The organism is Methylocystis rosea (genome assembly GCF_003855495.1).
GTDB lineage: Bacteria > Pseudomonadota > Alphaproteobacteria > Rhizobiales > Beijerinckiaceae > Methylocystis > Methylocystis rosea_A.
On the sequence record NZ_CP034088.1, the window covers coordinates 190,962 to 206,754 of the forward strand.

The window sequence follows — 15,793 nt, forward strand, 5'->3', positions numbered from 1 at the left end:
TTGTCGCAACGAAGGCGTCGATATCATTTGGCGCCCGCCTGGCGAACCGCATTACGGCGGTCATATCGAACGGCTGATCGGAACGATGATGGGTCAGATGCATCTTCTGCCCGGCACTTCATTTGGAAATCCGATCGAACGAGGGTCCTACGATCCGAAAAAGAATTCAGCCATGTCGTTGCGAGAGCTCGAATGCTTTCTCGGCTGGGAGATTGCGGGCGGCTATCACGACCGAATACACAGCACCTTGATGCGCTCACCATTGGCAGTCTGGCGCGAACATGAGGCGCGGATCAATCTGCGCATGCCGCATGATCGAATGGCCTTCTGGGTTTCGTTATTGCCCGAGGCGTATCGAACACTCAGGCCAGACGGCGTCTGGTTGCATGGATTGCCATACTGGTCGAACGTTTTAAGCGCCGATCTCGGAGGCGCCAAACGCGAGCTTTTAGTCAAATATGATCCCCGAGATATTTCAAGAATTTTTGTTCAGCGTCCTTCCGGGCGTTTCGTCGAAGCCCGGAGCCGCGATCTTACGTGCCCATCAATAAGTCTCCGCGAATGGAAACTACGTCGGCGCGAAACGCGAGCGCAAGCGCGCGCGGAACGCGAACCGAACCAGTGGATCACTACTGCAAAGGCCAAGCGTCGCATTGTTGACGATGCAATAAGGAAGACGGCGCAGGCCCGCCGCGACCCGCAGCCCAAAAACAAGATTTCGGTGGATGACGAAGGATTCGGCTCGCTCAAGGGCATCGACTCGCGCACTCCTTCCATTCTGGAAATCGCGGAGAAGCAGCGTGATCGATAGGGCCGCCCACGTCACGGACGAAGTTGCAAGTCTTCTCGACGCATCTAATGACGCGCGGATCCAATTTATTCGATCAAAGCCGTGGGTCCACTATCCAAAAGCAAAACATATCGTCGATTTGATTCAGGGTCTCCCGACTCACCCGCGCACGACGCGAATGCCGTCAATCGCCGTCTATGGCGACAGCGGCATGGGAAAATCGATGATCGTCGGGCGCTTCAAGCACGACCAGATGCTCGCTTTCGATGCAGCAACAGCCGACGCACGACGTAAATTTCTCGTTGTGGAGTTGGCGGGCGGGCCGGGCGAGCGGCGCCTTTATGCACAAATTCTCTCTGCACTTGGCGCCCCTTCCAATCCGCGCGCGACAATTGTCGCATTAGAGCAGACGACAATTCGACTATTGCGAGCCGTGGGCGTTCAAGTCCTGCTGATAGATGAAATTCATAATATCATCGCCGGTTCATGGCGCGAGCAGCGTGTCGTTCTGAACACGCTTCGTTTCTTGAGTAACGAGCTTCAGCTTTCGCTTGTCTGCTTCGGCATCACGGAAGCACGTGAGGCGATCAACGGCGACGTACAGCTTGCCAGACGCTTTGATGTTGTCACGTTGCCGCGCTGGAAAGCCGATGACGAGTTTCAGCAACTCGTCCTTGCCATTCTCCGCAATCTCCCGCTTCGTCAGCCGAGCATTCTGACGGCGCGCGGTCTCAAACGAATTCTTCGAGTGACTGAAGGCGTAACGTCAAAAATATTCCGCCTTGTGAATGAAGTCGCGATCCAGGCTATCGAGACAGGAACGGAACGACTAACCGACGAAGCCATTGATGATTGGAGGCCTATCAGCGAGGAGGAAGCCGCGTTCCAATGACGATGCTGATCAACGCCGCTCGGCGGCCCTTGCCGGTCGTCCTCGACCCGACGCCCGACGAACTTCTTTCATCGTGGCTTCATCGTCATGCAGCTTTCTATGGGCTCACGGAGCCCATGCTCATCTCGTGGCTAAAGCTCGAATCGAAGAAGCTGCGTAGCCTCGACTTCCGCCCAGGTCTCGGCCAGATCGCACGCATCGTAGATTCGTTTCGCACTGATCCAATGGATGTTGTCGCCATGACGCATACAGCGCTTCCAATCGAGGTCGCGGCACTGGTTGGAAGAGGCAAGCCGATTCAATTCTGTCGGACATGCTGCGAGCGACATCGCGCGGCTGACACTCCGGGAGCGGTTCTAAAAAGCTGGCTTGAGGCGTGGCGCGTTACTTGTCCTCTATGCGGTTCGCCGCTCTCAGAAATCGAGGGACCTCGTGCCGGCTGCGATACCGTCCGAAACACGAGCCCATTTGGGGACCATTGGGACGCCGCCAAAATCGGAGAGGAGCTTGTCAATCGTCACTTGCGGGGCGAGCCGACGCCGCTAGCATCCCCTATTGCGATGATGCGGCTTTTGCTGATCTTAAATCGCCCGCAGACGACGCAGCCCCCCGAAGGCTACAATAAGAGCTGGTTGCTCAACGAGATCGTTCCAGGATTTGACGCCGAAGCATTACGCATAGCGCCGTCCATCAGCAAAGGCGCAAACGCTATGGTGCCGCTCTATTTACGCATCGCGCTACTCGCCGGTCTCGCAGTCGCCGCGAAAAACGCGGCGGATACGATTCAGCGCCTGCGCCCCTTCTGTCGCCCCGTCTATCGAAAGCGATTCGACGAGCTCGCCTACGCCGCGCTCGGGATGCCGCTGGAGTTCTCAATTTAAGCGTCAAAGCTCGAAAATGCGCGCCGAAATTCTCAAATATGATGTCAACGCGCCGCGCGAACAGGGATTTTCTAATCAAAGGATGTATCCTGACAACCGCGCGCCTCATGGTTTTTCAAGCTGGTGATGGCTGCAGCGAAAAGCTGGCGACGGCTGCAAGGACAAAATCAATTGCCGAAGGTCCTCAGCGGTGTAACATAACATTCCGCGACGGAATCGAAATCGCGTCCGAGAAGAAATCCGCCGCTTGATTCTCGCCGTCACCCAAAATCCAACATAGCTTAGCTCCAACGCATCGGGAAGCGGGCAAGGTCAGCCTTTCTTGAAGCGGACGGCTTCTTCCGATCCGCTGGTTGCGTCGCCTGCGCTATATGAATGCGCCCCCGCGCCCGCGAGCTTCCCCGCGCTAACGATGAGGTATTCATCGCGGATCGGGCGATTTTCGAACCAGCATTCGAGAGTCTGCGCCGTCAGACTGGTGCCAGAAATATGCGGCGTCATGCCATGGTGCGGCATACTTCTCCAAGGATGGTCGACCGGTGCTGGTTGAGGAAACCAGACATCGCCCGCATAGCCGGCCAATTGTCCGCTTTCGAGGGCACGCACGATGGCATCGCGATCGCAGATCTTGCCGCGCGCGGTGTTAACGATGTAGGAGCCGCGCTTCATTTTGGCAATTAGTGCGTCATTGAACAAATGTTCGGTCTCCGGGTGCAGCGGACAATTTATAGTGACGACGTCACAAACCTCGACCATGCTTTCCACGCTGGGGTGATACGTCACATTCAGTTCTCGTTCGACCGACTCCGGAAGGCGATGCCGGTCGAAATAGTGAAGGCCGACATCGAATGGCTTCAACCGCCGCAGTACTGCCGAGCCGATGCGGCCGGCGGCGACAGTGCCGACCTGCATGGCTTCAAGATCGTAGGAACGCGCTACGCAGTCCGCTATATTCCAGCCGCCTGTCACGACCCATTCGTACGAAGGGATGTAATTGCGTACCAGCGCGAGGATCATCATCACCACGTGCTCGGATACGCTGATGCTATTGCAGTATGTGACTTCCGCGACGGTGATGTTGCGATCGATCGCTGCTTGCAGATCGATGTGATCGGATCCAATGCCCGCGGTCACGATGAGCCTGAGCTTGGACGCCTTCGCAATCCGCTCGCGGGTCATATAAGCCGGCCAAAAAGGCTGCGAAATAACAATGTCGGCGTCAGGAAGCTCTTGGTCGAGTACGCTGTCCGCGCCGTCCTTGCTGGATGTCACCATTAGTTGATGATCGTTCGACTCTAGGAATTTGCGTAGTCCTAGTTCGCCGGAAACGCTGCCGAGGAGCGTACCCGGCTTGAAATCGATTGCTTTTGGGGAGGGCAGCGTTTGTCCGTCGGGATAGCGTTTGGGCTGAGCCACCTCATCGCGCGCATAGGCTTTCGGATAACCGTCGACCGGATCATCATACAGCACGCATACGATCTTGGCCATGTTTCGCTCCCTCTCTCGCTGGGATGCAGGGCGTTAGCTTTCGTGGCTCTACCTATCAGCAGCGCCAAGCGAACTGGCCTCGCTCATGGATACGCGCTAGCGCCGCCTGACCACCCTCAACATAGTTATCGACGCAGATAGCGCAGATTGTTTCATAGGCGATGCGTTTTGGATTATTTGTCGATTTCACCGAAGACGATATCCCGCGAGCGACGACAGCCGATATGTCGTCTACCAGCTGACAATGCGATCAAGAGCGGCGGTCGCTCCCATCCGCCCGGAATTGCCCTGCCTGCACTATAACGAGCCCGAGAAGAAAGAGTAGTTTGCGGCCCAAGGTCGCTCTTGTCTCCAACCAACATCGCCATCGGAATCGGCCTGCGCCACGATGATGCAGGCCGCTGTGAATGGGATCCTGAGTCTTTTTGGCCTTGGCTCAGGCGCTCGCCAACGAGCGGTAGCATGGCGGCATCGGCGAAATGGAACAAGGTTATCGCCGCCGTAAAAGTGAGCAGCGGTTTGCAATAGAAAATCACGCTCAATGCGCTCGGGCGTTTTCGATACTCGTGGCCGCGATCGTTGTCGTCCAAGCCACGCGCCAACGAATGATCAATCTCGCTCGCACTGACGCGAGTACCGCGTGTGCGCTGGCGGCGCCAAGCAACGCGATGAGCCACAGCGCGGCGGCCGGCGCGATCAGATAGCCGGCGACTCCCGCTATGAGCGCTGTGAATACATTCCGTGTGTGGTTGCTTCGTTGCTGCCGACCCGTCTTGTGAACGCCTGTCTGCCGAAGATGCCTAAACTTATTGCCGCAATCATCGGGGGAGCACCGCATCGGGCGCAACCACGGATAAAGCGAAAGGATCGAAGGCGAGCACGCGCGACGCTCCGTCACGATCCTGAACGTCGGCTTCATTCACGACGAGGCCTACGAGGTTTCCTTGCGTATCGGTGACGATGTGACGCTTGCGGCCCTTGATCTTCTTGCCAGCATCAAGCCCACGCGGGCCGCCGCTTTCCGTGGTCTTCACCGATTGGCTATCAATGACGCCCGCCGTCGGGCTTGCCTTGCGGCCGGCCTGACCAAAGCGTGATTGATGTTCGCGAACACGCCGCAGCGCGACCAGGCATAGAAATAGCTCTGCACAGTCGAATAGGGCGGAAACTCCTTCGGCAACTGCCGCCACCGGCAGCCCGTGGAAGCCATATACAAGATCGCGTTCACCACCGCCCGCAGTTTTGTATCGCCTGGACGGCCAAGAGGTGAAGCGGGCGGCAACAGGGGCTCGATCAACGCCCAGTCCGCGTCCGTTAAATGACTTGCGTAACGCAATCCGTCGCGGCGATACTTGCGTCGGGTGATTTCAGTCCAGGCCATCTTACATCCCTCTCGAATCTCGTAAATCCGGAGGAATCACAACCTCCTGAAATCACTCAACTACTTTTTTAGTCAGCCTCTCAGACTGCAGGAAATCCTCTCCGCCAAAGAGACGGCGGATTGGCTCAGCAGCACCCCAAAATCGAAGCCGTCAGCCGCGACCGCCGCGGGCTTTACGCCCAAGGCGTCCGGCAAGGGGTGCCGCAAGCTCGACAAATTACTCACCACTTTCATTTGCTGCAGAACTGGCGCGAGAGCATCGAACGACACATGACCCGAGCTAGCCATTTCGCGGGTCGCCCCAATTTCCGCCCGTCCCCGAAGATCGTCAAGCAGCGCCCAATGGCGAGCGCGCCCGCGAAGCCGCAGACAAGTAACTTAGGCAAGAAGATTACAGTCGCTTCGCGGGACGCGACGTCGGCTAAATAGCTCGGCGCCGCTATGGCAAGCCTAGCTGGCGCGCGCGCAGACCGCAAAGTGGTGGGCGAATTGCGGCGCAAGCTGTGACGCCCATACATGCTTGCAAGCGCCAGTTTCCTTTTTTCTCGGCGCAACATAACGCTCCGCTGTGGATGTGCGGCGGCGGTTTTATGCAGACCGGCATGGCTTGCCAATGCACGCGTTCACCCCAGGTAGGCTAATTCCAATATGGCTTGAGAGGGGCTCTCAGACGCCACACCGCGTTGGTTCAGGAGCTCGCCATGGAGAAACTTCTCGTCATCATCGTAAGCCTCGCCACTGCCTTTTTGGCGTCGCCGATTGCGTTTGGACAAGACCAAGGAGAGACATCAGGGCCGATGACTGGCAAGCCGGTCAAGCCTTCTGGAGCGGTGCAAAAGGAAAATCCCAGCATCCCACACACGCAGAAAAAGAACATCGCGACACCAAGCGCAACCTCCGCCGGTGAACCAGGAGTCGAAGGTAAAAAGGGCACGCAGAGCGGCAAGGAAGCGACTCCGCCGCAGTAAAGGCAGCGCCGCTAGCGTTTGGGGGCGCCGACCCGCTCCATCCGATTGCGCGGCGGCCTCGCTTGGCAATGAGCTGATCACCTCATATCGCTGGCGCCGCTGATACTGCGGCGTGGCTGTATGCATGCACGAAAGGAGCAGTAGATATGCTGAATCAAGCTCATGTTAGACATTGGACCGATCCGCGGCGCGCAGCGTCGCGGCCGAAACGAGACGATGATGAGATAGACGCAATCTTCGCCGAAATCCGGACGGTCGCGGTCGACTTCCCCTTTCGCGAGCAAATAACGGCTGAAGACAAGGCGCTTTCCTTAGAGCTGCTCATTGAAATGAATCGGATCAAGCTGCTCGTGCGCGCGATTGAGCGCGAGCTTTCGGCATGAAGCCCTTCCCGGGGGAAGCGCCGTCGTTCCAGGTTCCTCACAGCCCAGCCGGCGACGAACGGGCTTTTTCGTGCGGGAGCGCCTATCTCTTCGAAGGACACGACTCCATAATGCTGCCAGGTGCGGCTTAAACACCATATGTGGACATCCGATAATCGCGATCGGCGCTTGATCGTCCGACAGTGCCGCGATCCGGGCGGCTTCCCGCGGTGATTCGCATCATCGGAGGTTCATATGATCAATTTGGTGGACTGGACGGAAGCGCGATTAGAGAACGCCCGAGACACCTTGCGATGAGTTGGCGGCTGGCGCATGGCGGCTTTTTTATCCGCATGACTTCTCGGCAATGCATGTCCGTATATTGGACAAATATTGGACACACCCGAATTTTTGGCTCGCAAACTGGCATGACAAATTTATTTTAAATTGGCGTGCCGGTCAGGACAAAGATGCGAACACGTATGTGCTTGAAATATCGCCGTGAATTTGGAGCGTCTGCAAACAAGGCGTCCGCTCTACCTCTGGCTGCAACCATATGGCGGCATCCCCCGGATCATCCAGCGCCCGCCGGGATGCGCCCACATCGGACTTCCGCGCCGGCGAACACGCAGCAGACTCCCACGCAGGCTTTGAACATCCACGTATTCCGCATCTTCCTATTTCACTATGGAGCTTGGATTGCATTCTCGAAACTCACCAATTTCGAAGAGGCGAGGGGGCGAGAGGGCTCCGCCACTGCGTTCCGTGACTCAAACGAAATTGCCTCCAGCAACCCCAAGGCGGTTCACTATGAGGCCTCAAGCACCTTCCGCCCAATCGGCGACCGCTTCGACCCCGTGTTCTGTGCGCATGGCTAGGGCGAAGTCTTGTGCCGTGCGCAGATAGCGGTTGTCGCAAAGCTCGGCGAGGGCGTGGGTCGCGTTGTGCAGATTATAGCTGGAGAGTTTCAACGCGAGACCGAGGCGCAGGCGCTGGACGCGTTCACCATGGTCGGGCTGGTCGCCGAAGAATGGGACGATCAATTGCGGCCTACCCGCTCGCACGGCTTGAGCGGTTGTACCGATCCCGCCGTGATGCACCACGCACAAAGCGAAGGGGAAGAGTTCGTTGTGCGGCGCGTCGCAGCAAACGAATTCGTCGGGGCCGACCGAGGACGAGAGCCTCCCGGCGTCTTTTGGCCCAGCAAGCAAGACCGCTCGACGCCCGAGGGCGCGAGCCGCGCTTATACTGATGTCATAGAAGTCGCCCGACACTTGAGGAGCGAAGGACCCCAAGGTGAAAACGATTGGTGCGCTCCCCGAGGAAAGGAAGGTTTTCAATGGCTCGCTGAGACCGCGCCTCCCCTCGTCTTGAGGTTCGTAAAAGGGAAAGCCCGGAACCTCCATATTGACTGGTCCATCCGACGGGCGCGACGCGAAATAGGGCGAATAGAGGCCAAAGAGTTGCGTTGCGCCGTTCTTCCCGCCAAAATTGAGGAAAAAGTCTTGGCGTGAGTGTGGTAGTCCCAGCTTACTTCGAAAGGCGTGGAAGCGCTTCATCCGCATGTTCACGCCGATCCGTATGAGGGAACGGACCAATTTGTTAAACGCGATCGCCGTTCGCGACCTGGGCTGAAGGATGTAGGGCGCCGGTGGGGTCAGAGACGGGGCCGCAGCCGACTGCACGTATAATGGCGCAAGGGCGACTCTCGCTCGTCGGGAGGCCGCAGGCTTCAGCGGCCAAATTTGCGCCAACGAGCAGATTATGCGTGACGATGGCGTCCACTCCTTCTGCCACGGCCAGGGTGTCGTCGTAGGTTTCAGAGAGGAAGCGAAGATAGATTTCGTCCAAGATGAAATACGGATTCTTCAACATGATCCGGAAGGCGCCGGAAAGATCGACGCCGAGCGCGCCGACAATGTCGTTCTCGTGCGGGCGCAAGCGAGCATATGCGACGCCCTCGCGCTCGATCGATCCTCGATGCATTTCGGGCGCGGCGATGACGACGTCGAGATCGCGCCGACGCATTGCGTGAGCGATGGCGATGAAGGGATATATGTCGCCGAGAGTGCCGAAGGTTACGAGCAAAACCCGCTTGCGCTGATCCATTCGCCTTTCCTAAATCAATTCGAAGCACAAACTCACACACCAGAAGTAGGAAGCGCGGCGCCGAAGGAAAGATGGCGAATCCGTCGCCGATCTTGCACGAGGACCTTGAACATCATAACGACGTCGAACGGCGGGCCCCCGCCCTGCGCGCCATCGGAATAGCCAAGCGCTGCGACGAGATCAGCGCGGAACTTCTCGAAATCGACCGCCGCCGCGAACGCTTTCAGATGATCCCCGAGCCCGCTCAGCCGTTTCAGCCGCTCGTCTACGTCGAAAAAGCCCGGCTGGCCACGCATCCATCCGCCTCCGATCCTCTCACGGCCAGAGAATCAGAAATGCTCCGATTTGGCGAGGTTCTTAGAAGCGTCAAACTTCGTTGCAGTTGTTGGACGCAAATGTTACCTTACGGATTATGACAAGCGCTCCGACGACTTCCCTGAAGTGGTGGCGCTCCTTCTAGGAGCGGCACGGACGTTTGTTCAAAGACGAACCAAGCCGCCGGTTGAGGCGGGCTCGGTTGTCACCAAAACCCCACTTCGCACTGGCGGCTCTAATCAAGACGAGACCGCCATGCCTCATTGCGAAAACTTTGCCCCAATCATCCTGACCGGCGACCGTCCGACCGGGCCTCTGCATCTAGGTCACTATGTCGGCACTCTCAAAAATCGCGTCGCGATGCAACGAAGCCACCGGCAGTTTGTGCTGATAGCTGACGCGCAAGGACTCACAGACAACGCCGACAATCCCGACCGGATTCGGCGTAACGTTATCGAGGTGTGCCTCGATTACCTCGCCGTTGGCGTTGATCCTGCCTACACGACCATCTGCCTGCAATCTTCGCTCTCCGCATTGAATGAGTTGACACTGTTTTATTTGAATTACGTCACCGTTGCCCGTTTGGAACGGAATCCGACGATCAAGGATGAAATTCGAACGCGTGGCTTTGGCCGCGATATCCCGGCCGGATTCCTATGTTATCCCGTCGCGCAAGCTGCCGACATCACGGCATTTAAGGCCACTGTTGTGCCCGTGGGCGACGACCAAGTCCCGATTATTGAACAAACCAACGAAATCGTACGGCGTATCAACCGGCAGGCCGCTCGCGAGGTCTTGCCTGAGGCAAAGGCGGTGGTGCCCAAGATTGGCCGCCTACCGGGCATCGATGGCGAGCGAAAGATGAGTAAGTCGCAAGGCAATGCCATCTACCTCTCAGCTTCCCGCGACGAGATCGGCACTGCCGTGCGCCGAATGTATACTGACCCAGGCCATTTACGCGTATCTGACCCCGGTAAAATCGAGGGCAACATCGTTTTCACCTACCTCGACGCTTTCGACCCCGACGTAGATGCCGTGGCCGATTTGAAGGCGAGCTACCGACATGGTGGCTTGGGCGATATCGCTCTAAAGCAGAGATTGGAGCAAGTGCTTGAGACTTTGATCGCGCCTATCCGCGAGCGGCGAGCTGAACTGGCCCGACGTCCGGATGATGTGATTGATGTCCTCCGGCAAGGTACAAAGACGTCACGATTCGTGACGCAGCAAACTCTTTCTGAAGTACGGGAAGCGCTGGGGCTGTTTATCTTGGCCTGATGCCGTATTTGTGCAGAAGTCAAGAATTTCGGAACAGGGATTTCGCTCGGAAAATCGCACCTTTTTGAGAGACGCGTCGGAACGCGCAAAAGCCCGCCGGAGCGGCGGACTCGAGGTTCCATATTGGCGGCTTATGCGCGAGGCGCGGAATGTCCCGCGCCTTTCAGAATCACCACGCTTCCGAAAATAAGTTCATTTTTTCCCACTTTCGCAGTCCCGCCATATTCGGCGTCGACACTCGTGAGCAAGTCAAACCACTTTTCAAAGGTGTGCCATGGCGCGGCGTGACGAATACAGCGATGGCCCTGGTCGGCTTCCCACCACGTTGATGACGCGACGGGATGGTATGCGGACTATCAATTCCAAGGCTATGGAAGAGCTTATCTGCCAGCACGTTTACGGCCAGTATCTCACCGTTCGTGTCCGCGGAGTTGTCGACGCGCTGATCCACGCTCAGGCGAAATACCAGTGCCACGTGACGGCAGAGAAGCTTAACGAAGTGGCCCGGGAGCTGATCGAGTGTAAGTCACGGCCGACGGTCCGCCGCGCGATCAAGCGTGCGGTGGATCTGGGCCTGTTCTCAGAAGAGAAGGAAGGTCGCCAGATTTATTACTACTTCGCGCCCGCGCAGTCGGCCCTCGTGCACCGGGTCCTTGCTTTGAAGGTCCTCATTCCGTCCGTTGTCGTAGCTCAGCTGAGCGACGAATTAAACCCGACGGCTGGGAGCGACCTCATCCCGGAAGGATGCTACTATAACGTCATTGAGTGGTACCCGGAGAACAAGAAGAACAACGGAGAGACGGAATGATCCTGATACGCCGCATTATCGCACTAGCCATCGCCGCCTCGGTGATGGCCATTCTGCCTTTGCAGGTGAAGACGTCTCGGGTTTCGCCTGTCGCTATTAACGTTCAATCCGCGGCGGCTGGGTACGCCAGTGGCGGCTCTAAATAAGGCAAGCGGGTTTCCATTTGCCGCTTTGCTGCCGTGGGGATGATAGAGCGTCAGGGTGGCCTCCAGAGGTTCAGCCACAGGGGCTGGGCCGCGAAACTGGAGAAGTCAAATGAATACCCTTGATTTCAAGCGCACCATTAGCGCTTTCGCCGTGGCGGCCGGTGTGGTCGCGACCGCCCCCACGCTGGTGATGGCGCAGCAGACCTCGCTTCAGCTGGAGAACGCGCCCGGCGCCCGTCCGAAGTCGTCCGTCACGGTCACCGCCAACGTTGTCAACCGGTCGCGAACCGACTCGACCGGCGGCACTGTTGTGTTCGACAACGAGTACTCCCAGTGCACCGTAACTTTCGGCCCGATCCGCGCCCTCGGTGGATCGGCTTCCGGTAGCTGCGTTCTGGACGGCTATGCGCTGATGGCGAAGTCGCAGTTTAATGCCGCCAACGGCACGCACTGGGTCGGCTGGGCCGGTAACGGTCAGGCGTTCAGCGTTATCGACATCAACCTAAACGACGCAAAGTAACATCGAGGCCACGGCTTAGGCTGTGGGAATTATGGCCGCCGAGGTGGGATACTCCTCGGCGGTTTTTTGCATCCTTGGGGTCGTTTGCGGCAACGTCGGCATCGGTCCCGCCGCTTCTGCCGAAAAGCTGGACGTGAACGGCGTGGTAATGGTGGCAGGCACCGGCAGCCTTCTTTGGCACCCCCGCGTGTTCCTGTGTTCTGGTTCCGGCGCAGGCTCCGACTCCTACTTAACGCCAGGGTCGTGCTTAGGGTTCACACATTGGCCGGTGGAGGTTTCTCCCGGCGCATAACGAGCTCCTGTCGACACACTTGGTCGACGCGACTCGAACTCAACTTGCAGAGATTCTTGCCGACGCGCCCTCGCTACGCCCTTTGACGTCGCGGGTGCCCGCTGGAAAGCGGTAAACCAGGTCGTCACCATCAAGAGCGCGGGACAGGCACCGTCAGCTTGCAGGCATTGCTGGCGCGCTATGGCGTTACTCAGACGCGACGAATGCGCATCGGCTCGGATCGATGGAGTTCACCGGCCATATCGTCGAACTCGGTGTCGAGTTCTAACTCTCCGATGTCTCCATCATCGTAAGCGCTGTTTTGACCGCACCTTTTCTGGGGCTAGGGACGGGGCGATATTCGGAGCGTTGAGGAGCTCCGACACATGTCGATTTTAGAGCATAAGCACGTGTCGGAGATTGAGGCGGCTCCGCCACGACGTGTCGAGATTTTTACTGGGGCCGGTCGCCGCCGCACGTGGACGGCGGAAGAAAAGGCGTCGATCGTTGCGGAGAGTTATGAGGAAGGCGTCCACGCCTGCCAAGTTGCTCGCCGACATGGTTTGACGCCACAGCAATTGTTCACGTGGCGGCGCGCGGCGCGGGAAAGTTTGAAGGCTGTTGACGCCGAAACTCCCTCAGCATTTGTTCCTGCGGTTGTTGAAGCGACAGCTGTGAAAGCAACGCCTGCCGAGCCGGCCGACGCCCAAGCGGCCTCTGTTCGGCCGCCGATTATCGAACTTGAGATCGGCGGTTCGCGCGTATGGATATGGCGCGGGGCGGAGGCGGCGCTGGTGACCGCGATCGTCGGCGCGTTGAAGGACGATAAAAGATCGGACTGCGCGTGATCGGCCCGACGGGCGCGGTCCGCGTCATGGTGGCGACGAAGCCCGTCGACTTCCGTAAGGGCGCGGAGGGTCTCGCGGCGCTGGTGCGCGAGACGATGCAGGCCAATCCCTTCGACGGCGCGATTTACGTTTTCCGCGCCAAGCGCGCGGATCGGATTAAACTCGTGTTCTGGGACGGCACGGGCGTATGCCTCTTCGCCAAGCGACTGGAGGACGGCGAGTTCCGCTGGCCCAAGATCGATGACGGCGTCATGCGATTGTCGGCGGCGCAATTGTCGGCGCTGCTCGAAGGACTCGATTGGCGGCGCGTGCGCGCGGCGAAAGAGACGCCGGCCCCCGCGTTGCCGGGATGAGCTGCGACACAGTGAATCAGGGCCTCGAAGAGCGTCGAAAGACGGCAGAAAATATGGTGTTCTGCGGCTATGGCGCAGGCGATCGAGAGGCTTCCCGACGATCCGAACGAACTGAAGGCGATGCTTCTCGCCGAGCGCGCGCGCAACGAGCGCCTGGTTCAGATCATCAAGGAGATGCAGCGCCATCGCTTCGGGCGGCGCGCCGAGACGCTTCCCGAAGACCAGATGCTGCTCGCGCTTGAAGAGGTCGACCAGACGGAAGCCGGCGCGGCGGCGGCGGCGGAAGCCAAATCCGCCGCCGAACGTGAGAAGGCGGCCAGAAAGCGCCGCACGAACCGTGGCGCGCTGCCTGCCCATCTGCCGCGCATCGAGACCATCGTCGACATCGACGAGAAGGCCTGTCCCTGCTGCAAGGGCGCGCTTCACCGGATCGGCGAGGATGTCTCCGAGCGGCTCGACATTGTGCCGGCGCAGTTCCGGGTGCTGGTGACTCGGCGTCCCAAATACGCCTGTCGCGCCTGCGAGGGCGCGGTCGTGCAGGCGCCGGCCCCGGCGCGGCTGATCGAAGGCGGACTGCCGACCGAGGCGACCGTCGCCCACGTGCTCGTTTCCAAATATGCAGATCACCTTCCGCTCTATCGGCAGGCCCAGATCTACGCCCGGCAGGGCATCGCGCTCGACCGTTCGACGCTCGCCGACTGGGTTGGACGCGCCGCCTGGCATTTGCGGCCCGTGCATGAGCGACTTCTGGAACACATAAGATTGTCGACGAAAATCTTCGCCGACGAGACAAAGGCGCCGGTGCTCGACCCCGGACGGGGGCGCACCAAGACCGGCCAGCTCTGGGCTTATGCGCGCGACGACCGGCCTTTCGGCGGCGCAGATCCGCCGATCGCCGTCTATGTCTATGCGCAAAACCGAAAATCCGAGCAGCCGCTCACGCATCTTGCCGGCTTCACGGGCGTCGTGCAGGTTGACGGTTACGCCGGCTATCGTGCGCTGGCGCAGAAGAACAGCGTGTCGCTCGCCTTCTGCTGGTCGCATGTCCGCAGGCGATTTTACGAACTCGCCGCCGCCGGCCCTGCGCCGATCGCCAGCGAGGCGCTCGAGCGCATCGGCGCGCTCTACGCGGTCGAGAGCAATATCCGGGTCAGAACCCGGATGACCGGCGCGCGGCGCGACAGGAAAAATCCCGCCCCATCCTCGACGCCCTCGAGCCATGGCTGCGTGAAAAGCTCACGCTGATCAGCCAGAAGACCAAGCTCGCCGAGGCGATCCGCTACGCGCTCTCGCGCTGGGACGGCCTAACGCGCTTCGTCGACGACGGGCGCATCGAGATCGACTCCAACATCGTCGAGCGCGCCATCCGCCCCATTGCCCTTAATAGGAAGAACGCTCTCTTCGCGGGTTCCGATGGCGGGGCTGAGAACTGGGCGATCGTCGCATCGCTTATCGAGACCTGCAAGATCAACGGCGTCGATCCGCAAGCCTATATGACCGACGTCCTCACGAAGATCGTCGACGGCCATCTCGCCAGCAAACTCGACGAACTCATGCCCTGGGCCTACGCGCAGCCGGTCGCACTCAAAGACGTGGCCTGAAAACAGCGGTTACCCATCATCGGCGGACAGACCTAAAGCGCCGTCGAGATCGGCCTCCGGTTGCGGCCTCTCCAAAAGCCCTTCGTCTTCGAGCCGTTCGATATCGGGAAGCTCGCGCAATGTCGCGAGTCCGAAGACCTCCAGGAATTTCTTGGTCGTCACATAGGCGAACGGCGCGCCGGGCCGAGGCGCGCGCAAGGCGCCGTCGATCAGGCCATGGCGCTTGAGCGCGCCGATGACGTCGCGGCTGATCTCTTTGCCGGCGACCGACGAGAGTTCGGCGCGGGTGGCGGGTTGCAGATAGGCGATCGCGGTCACCGCCAAAATCTCGGTCGGCGTCAATTCGGGCGCGCCCGCAATGCGCAGATCGCCGCCGGCCGCCGCGCGGATCGCCGGCGCGAAACGCGGCCTGGTGCGCAGCTGATAGCCGCCGGCGACAAAGACGAGTTCATAGGGTCTCGCGCGTAAATCGTCGCGGATGTCGGCGATCAGGTCGTCGAGATTGCAGGTCGCGCCAACCAGCCTGGCGAGCGTCTCGCGCGATACCGGGGTCCGCGCGGCGAAAATCACCGCTTCGACGCGCCCCATCCACTCGCGCCAGCGCACGGCTTCCGGCAACTCCATAAGCGCGGGATCGAATGACTCGTGCAGCTCGCTTTTTTGGGGGCGGCCCATGTTTGCGCCTCACATTGGTTCTTGCCGCGTTTGCTTCATCAAAGCCGCTTGCTCTTTGCTCGACAACGCATTTTTAAAACGTGTTTCCCGCGCCGAACCGGCGTCCACTT

16 protein-coding genes and 5 pseudogenes are annotated in these 15,793 nt (G+C 59.3%); 14 read left to right on the forward strand and 7 right to left on the reverse strand.

All coding sequences use genetic code 11. The features are described from left to right. Positions 1 to 97: 97 nt before the first annotated feature. From EHO51_RS21155 to EHO51_RS21525, 5 genes and pseudogenes are all read left to right on the forward strand, one after another. Positions 98 to 811: a Mu transposase C-terminal domain-containing protein gene (locus tag EHO51_RS21155; protein WP_245435106.1), complete on the forward strand. Its 714-nt coding sequence runs from the start codon at positions 98 to 100 to the stop codon at positions 809 to 811. Further along, positions 801 to 1,682, forward strand: coding sequence for a TniB family NTP-binding protein (locus EHO51_RS20270; protein WP_124740570.1), 882 nt, complete (start codon positions 801 to 803; stop codon positions 1,680 to 1,682). Before EHO51_RS21155 ends, EHO51_RS20270 begins: the two co-directional genes overlap by 11 nt. A 2-nt stretch (positions 1,683 to 1,684) precedes the next feature. After that, positions 1,685 to 2,065: pseudogene (locus EHO51_RS21520) on the forward strand (TniQ family protein); the annotation flags it as partial. A 189-nt stretch (positions 2,066 to 2,254) separates the two neighbouring features. After that, entirely contained in the window at positions 2,255 to 2,563 is a 309-nt protein-coding gene (locus tag EHO51_RS21160; RefSeq protein WP_196391677.1) for a hypothetical protein, read from the forward strand. Positions 2,564 to 2,649: 86 nt separating this feature from the next. Continuing rightward, positions 2,650 to 2,814, forward strand: a pseudogene (locus tag EHO51_RS21525) (IS256 family transposase); the annotation flags it as partial. A gap of 61 nt (positions 2,815 to 2,875) precedes the next feature. Here EHO51_RS21525 and EHO51_RS20280 read toward each other — a convergent pair. The 3 genes and pseudogenes from EHO51_RS20280 to EHO51_RS20290 all read right to left on the reverse strand — a co-directional run. Continuing rightward, positions 2,876 to 4,051, reverse strand: coding sequence for an NAD-dependent formate dehydrogenase (locus EHO51_RS20280; RefSeq protein ID WP_124740583.1), 1,176 nt, complete (start codon positions 4,049 to 4,051; stop codon positions 2,876 to 2,878). A 173-nt stretch (positions 4,052 to 4,224) separates the two neighbouring features. After that, positions 4,225 to 4,641 carry a hypothetical protein gene (locus EHO51_RS20285; RefSeq protein ID WP_124740584.1) on the reverse strand — a complete coding sequence of 139 codons (417 nt, stop codon included), beginning with the start codon at positions 4,639 to 4,641 and terminating at the stop codon, positions 4,225 to 4,227. A 209-nt stretch (positions 4,642 to 4,850) separates the two neighbouring features. After that, positions 4,851 to 5,432, reverse strand: a pseudogene (locus EHO51_RS20290) (IS5 family transposase); the annotation flags it as partial. 120 nt (positions 5,433 to 5,552) lie between these two features. Here EHO51_RS20290 and EHO51_RS20740 point away from each other — a divergent pair. The 3 genes from EHO51_RS20740 (at position 5,553) to EHO51_RS20305 (ending at position 6,783) form a co-directional block, all read left to right on the forward strand. After that, the gene (locus EHO51_RS20740) at positions 5,553 to 5,861 is read left to right on the forward strand and encodes a transposase (protein WP_195838312.1); all 309 of its coding nucleotides are present in this window, start codon (positions 5,553 to 5,555) and stop codon (positions 5,859 to 5,861) included. A gap of 272 nt (positions 5,862 to 6,133) precedes the next feature. Beyond that, positions 6,134 to 6,400 carry a hypothetical protein gene (locus EHO51_RS20300; RefSeq protein ID WP_124740585.1) on the forward strand — a complete coding sequence of 89 codons (267 nt, stop codon included), beginning with the start codon at positions 6,134 to 6,136 and terminating at the stop codon, positions 6,398 to 6,400. A gap of 146 nt (positions 6,401 to 6,546) precedes the next feature. Continuing rightward, positions 6,547 to 6,783, forward strand: a complete 237-nt coding sequence (locus EHO51_RS20305; RefSeq protein ID WP_124740586.1) for a hypothetical protein — start codon at positions 6,547 to 6,549, stop codon at positions 6,781 to 6,783. A 797-nt stretch (positions 6,784 to 7,580) separates the two neighbouring features. Here the strand turns inward: EHO51_RS20305 and EHO51_RS21165 are convergent. From EHO51_RS21165 to EHO51_RS21175, 3 genes and pseudogenes are all read right to left on the reverse strand, one after another. Beyond that, positions 7,581 to 8,327 carry a glycosyltransferase gene (locus EHO51_RS21165; RefSeq protein WP_245435108.1) on the reverse strand — a complete coding sequence of 249 codons (747 nt, stop codon included), beginning with the start codon at positions 8,325 to 8,327 and terminating at the stop codon, positions 7,581 to 7,583. Between the two features lie 37 nt (positions 8,328 to 8,364). Next, a complete protein-coding gene (locus EHO51_RS21170) occupies positions 8,365 to 8,871 on the reverse strand; it encodes a glycosyltransferase (RefSeq protein WP_245435109.1) in 507 nt (168 codons plus the stop codon). A gap of 95 nt (positions 8,872 to 8,966) precedes the next feature. Next, positions 8,967 to 9,167, reverse strand: a pseudogene (locus EHO51_RS21175) (IS5/IS1182 family transposase); the annotation flags it as partial. Between the two features lie 274 nt (positions 9,168 to 9,441). Here EHO51_RS21175 and trpS point away from each other — a divergent pair. The 6 genes and pseudogenes from trpS (at position 9,442) to tnpC (ending at position 15,008) form a co-directional block, all read left to right on the forward strand. Continuing rightward, entirely contained in the window at positions 9,442 to 10,461 is a 1,020-nt protein-coding gene (gene trpS, locus EHO51_RS20320; protein WP_124740587.1) for a tryptophan--tRNA ligase, read from the forward strand. Between the two features lie 274 nt (positions 10,462 to 10,735). After that, positions 10,736 to 11,269: a hypothetical protein gene (locus EHO51_RS20325; protein ID WP_124740588.1), complete on the forward strand. Its 534-nt coding sequence runs from the start codon at positions 10,736 to 10,738 to the stop codon at positions 11,267 to 11,269. 255 nt (positions 11,270 to 11,524) lie between these two features. Beyond that, the gene (locus tag EHO51_RS20330) at positions 11,525 to 11,935 is read left to right on the forward strand and encodes a hypothetical protein (RefSeq protein WP_124740589.1); all 411 of its coding nucleotides are present in this window, start codon (positions 11,525 to 11,527) and stop codon (positions 11,933 to 11,935) included. A 657-nt stretch (positions 11,936 to 12,592) separates the two neighbouring features. Beyond that, entirely contained in the window at positions 12,593 to 13,054 is a 462-nt protein-coding gene (gene tnpA, locus EHO51_RS20335) for an IS66-like element accessory protein TnpA (protein ID WP_109027271.1), read from the forward strand. 26 nt (positions 13,055 to 13,080) lie between these two features. Then, complete coding sequence (gene tnpB / locus EHO51_RS20340; RefSeq protein ID WP_210330407.1) at positions 13,081 to 13,407, forward strand: IS66 family insertion sequence element accessory protein TnpB; 327 nt, start codon at positions 13,081 to 13,083, stop codon at positions 13,405 to 13,407. Positions 13,408 to 13,476: 69 nt separating this feature from the next. Further along, positions 13,477 to 15,008, forward strand: a pseudogene (gene tnpC, locus EHO51_RS20345) (IS66 family transposase). A 9-nt stretch (positions 15,009 to 15,017) separates the two neighbouring features. Here the strand turns inward: tnpC and scpB are convergent. Further along, complete coding sequence (gene scpB / locus EHO51_RS20350) at positions 15,018 to 15,683, reverse strand: SMC-Scp complex subunit ScpB (RefSeq protein ID WP_109027268.1); 666 nt, start codon at positions 15,681 to 15,683, stop codon at positions 15,018 to 15,020. Positions 15,684 to 15,793: the final 110 nt, after the last annotated feature.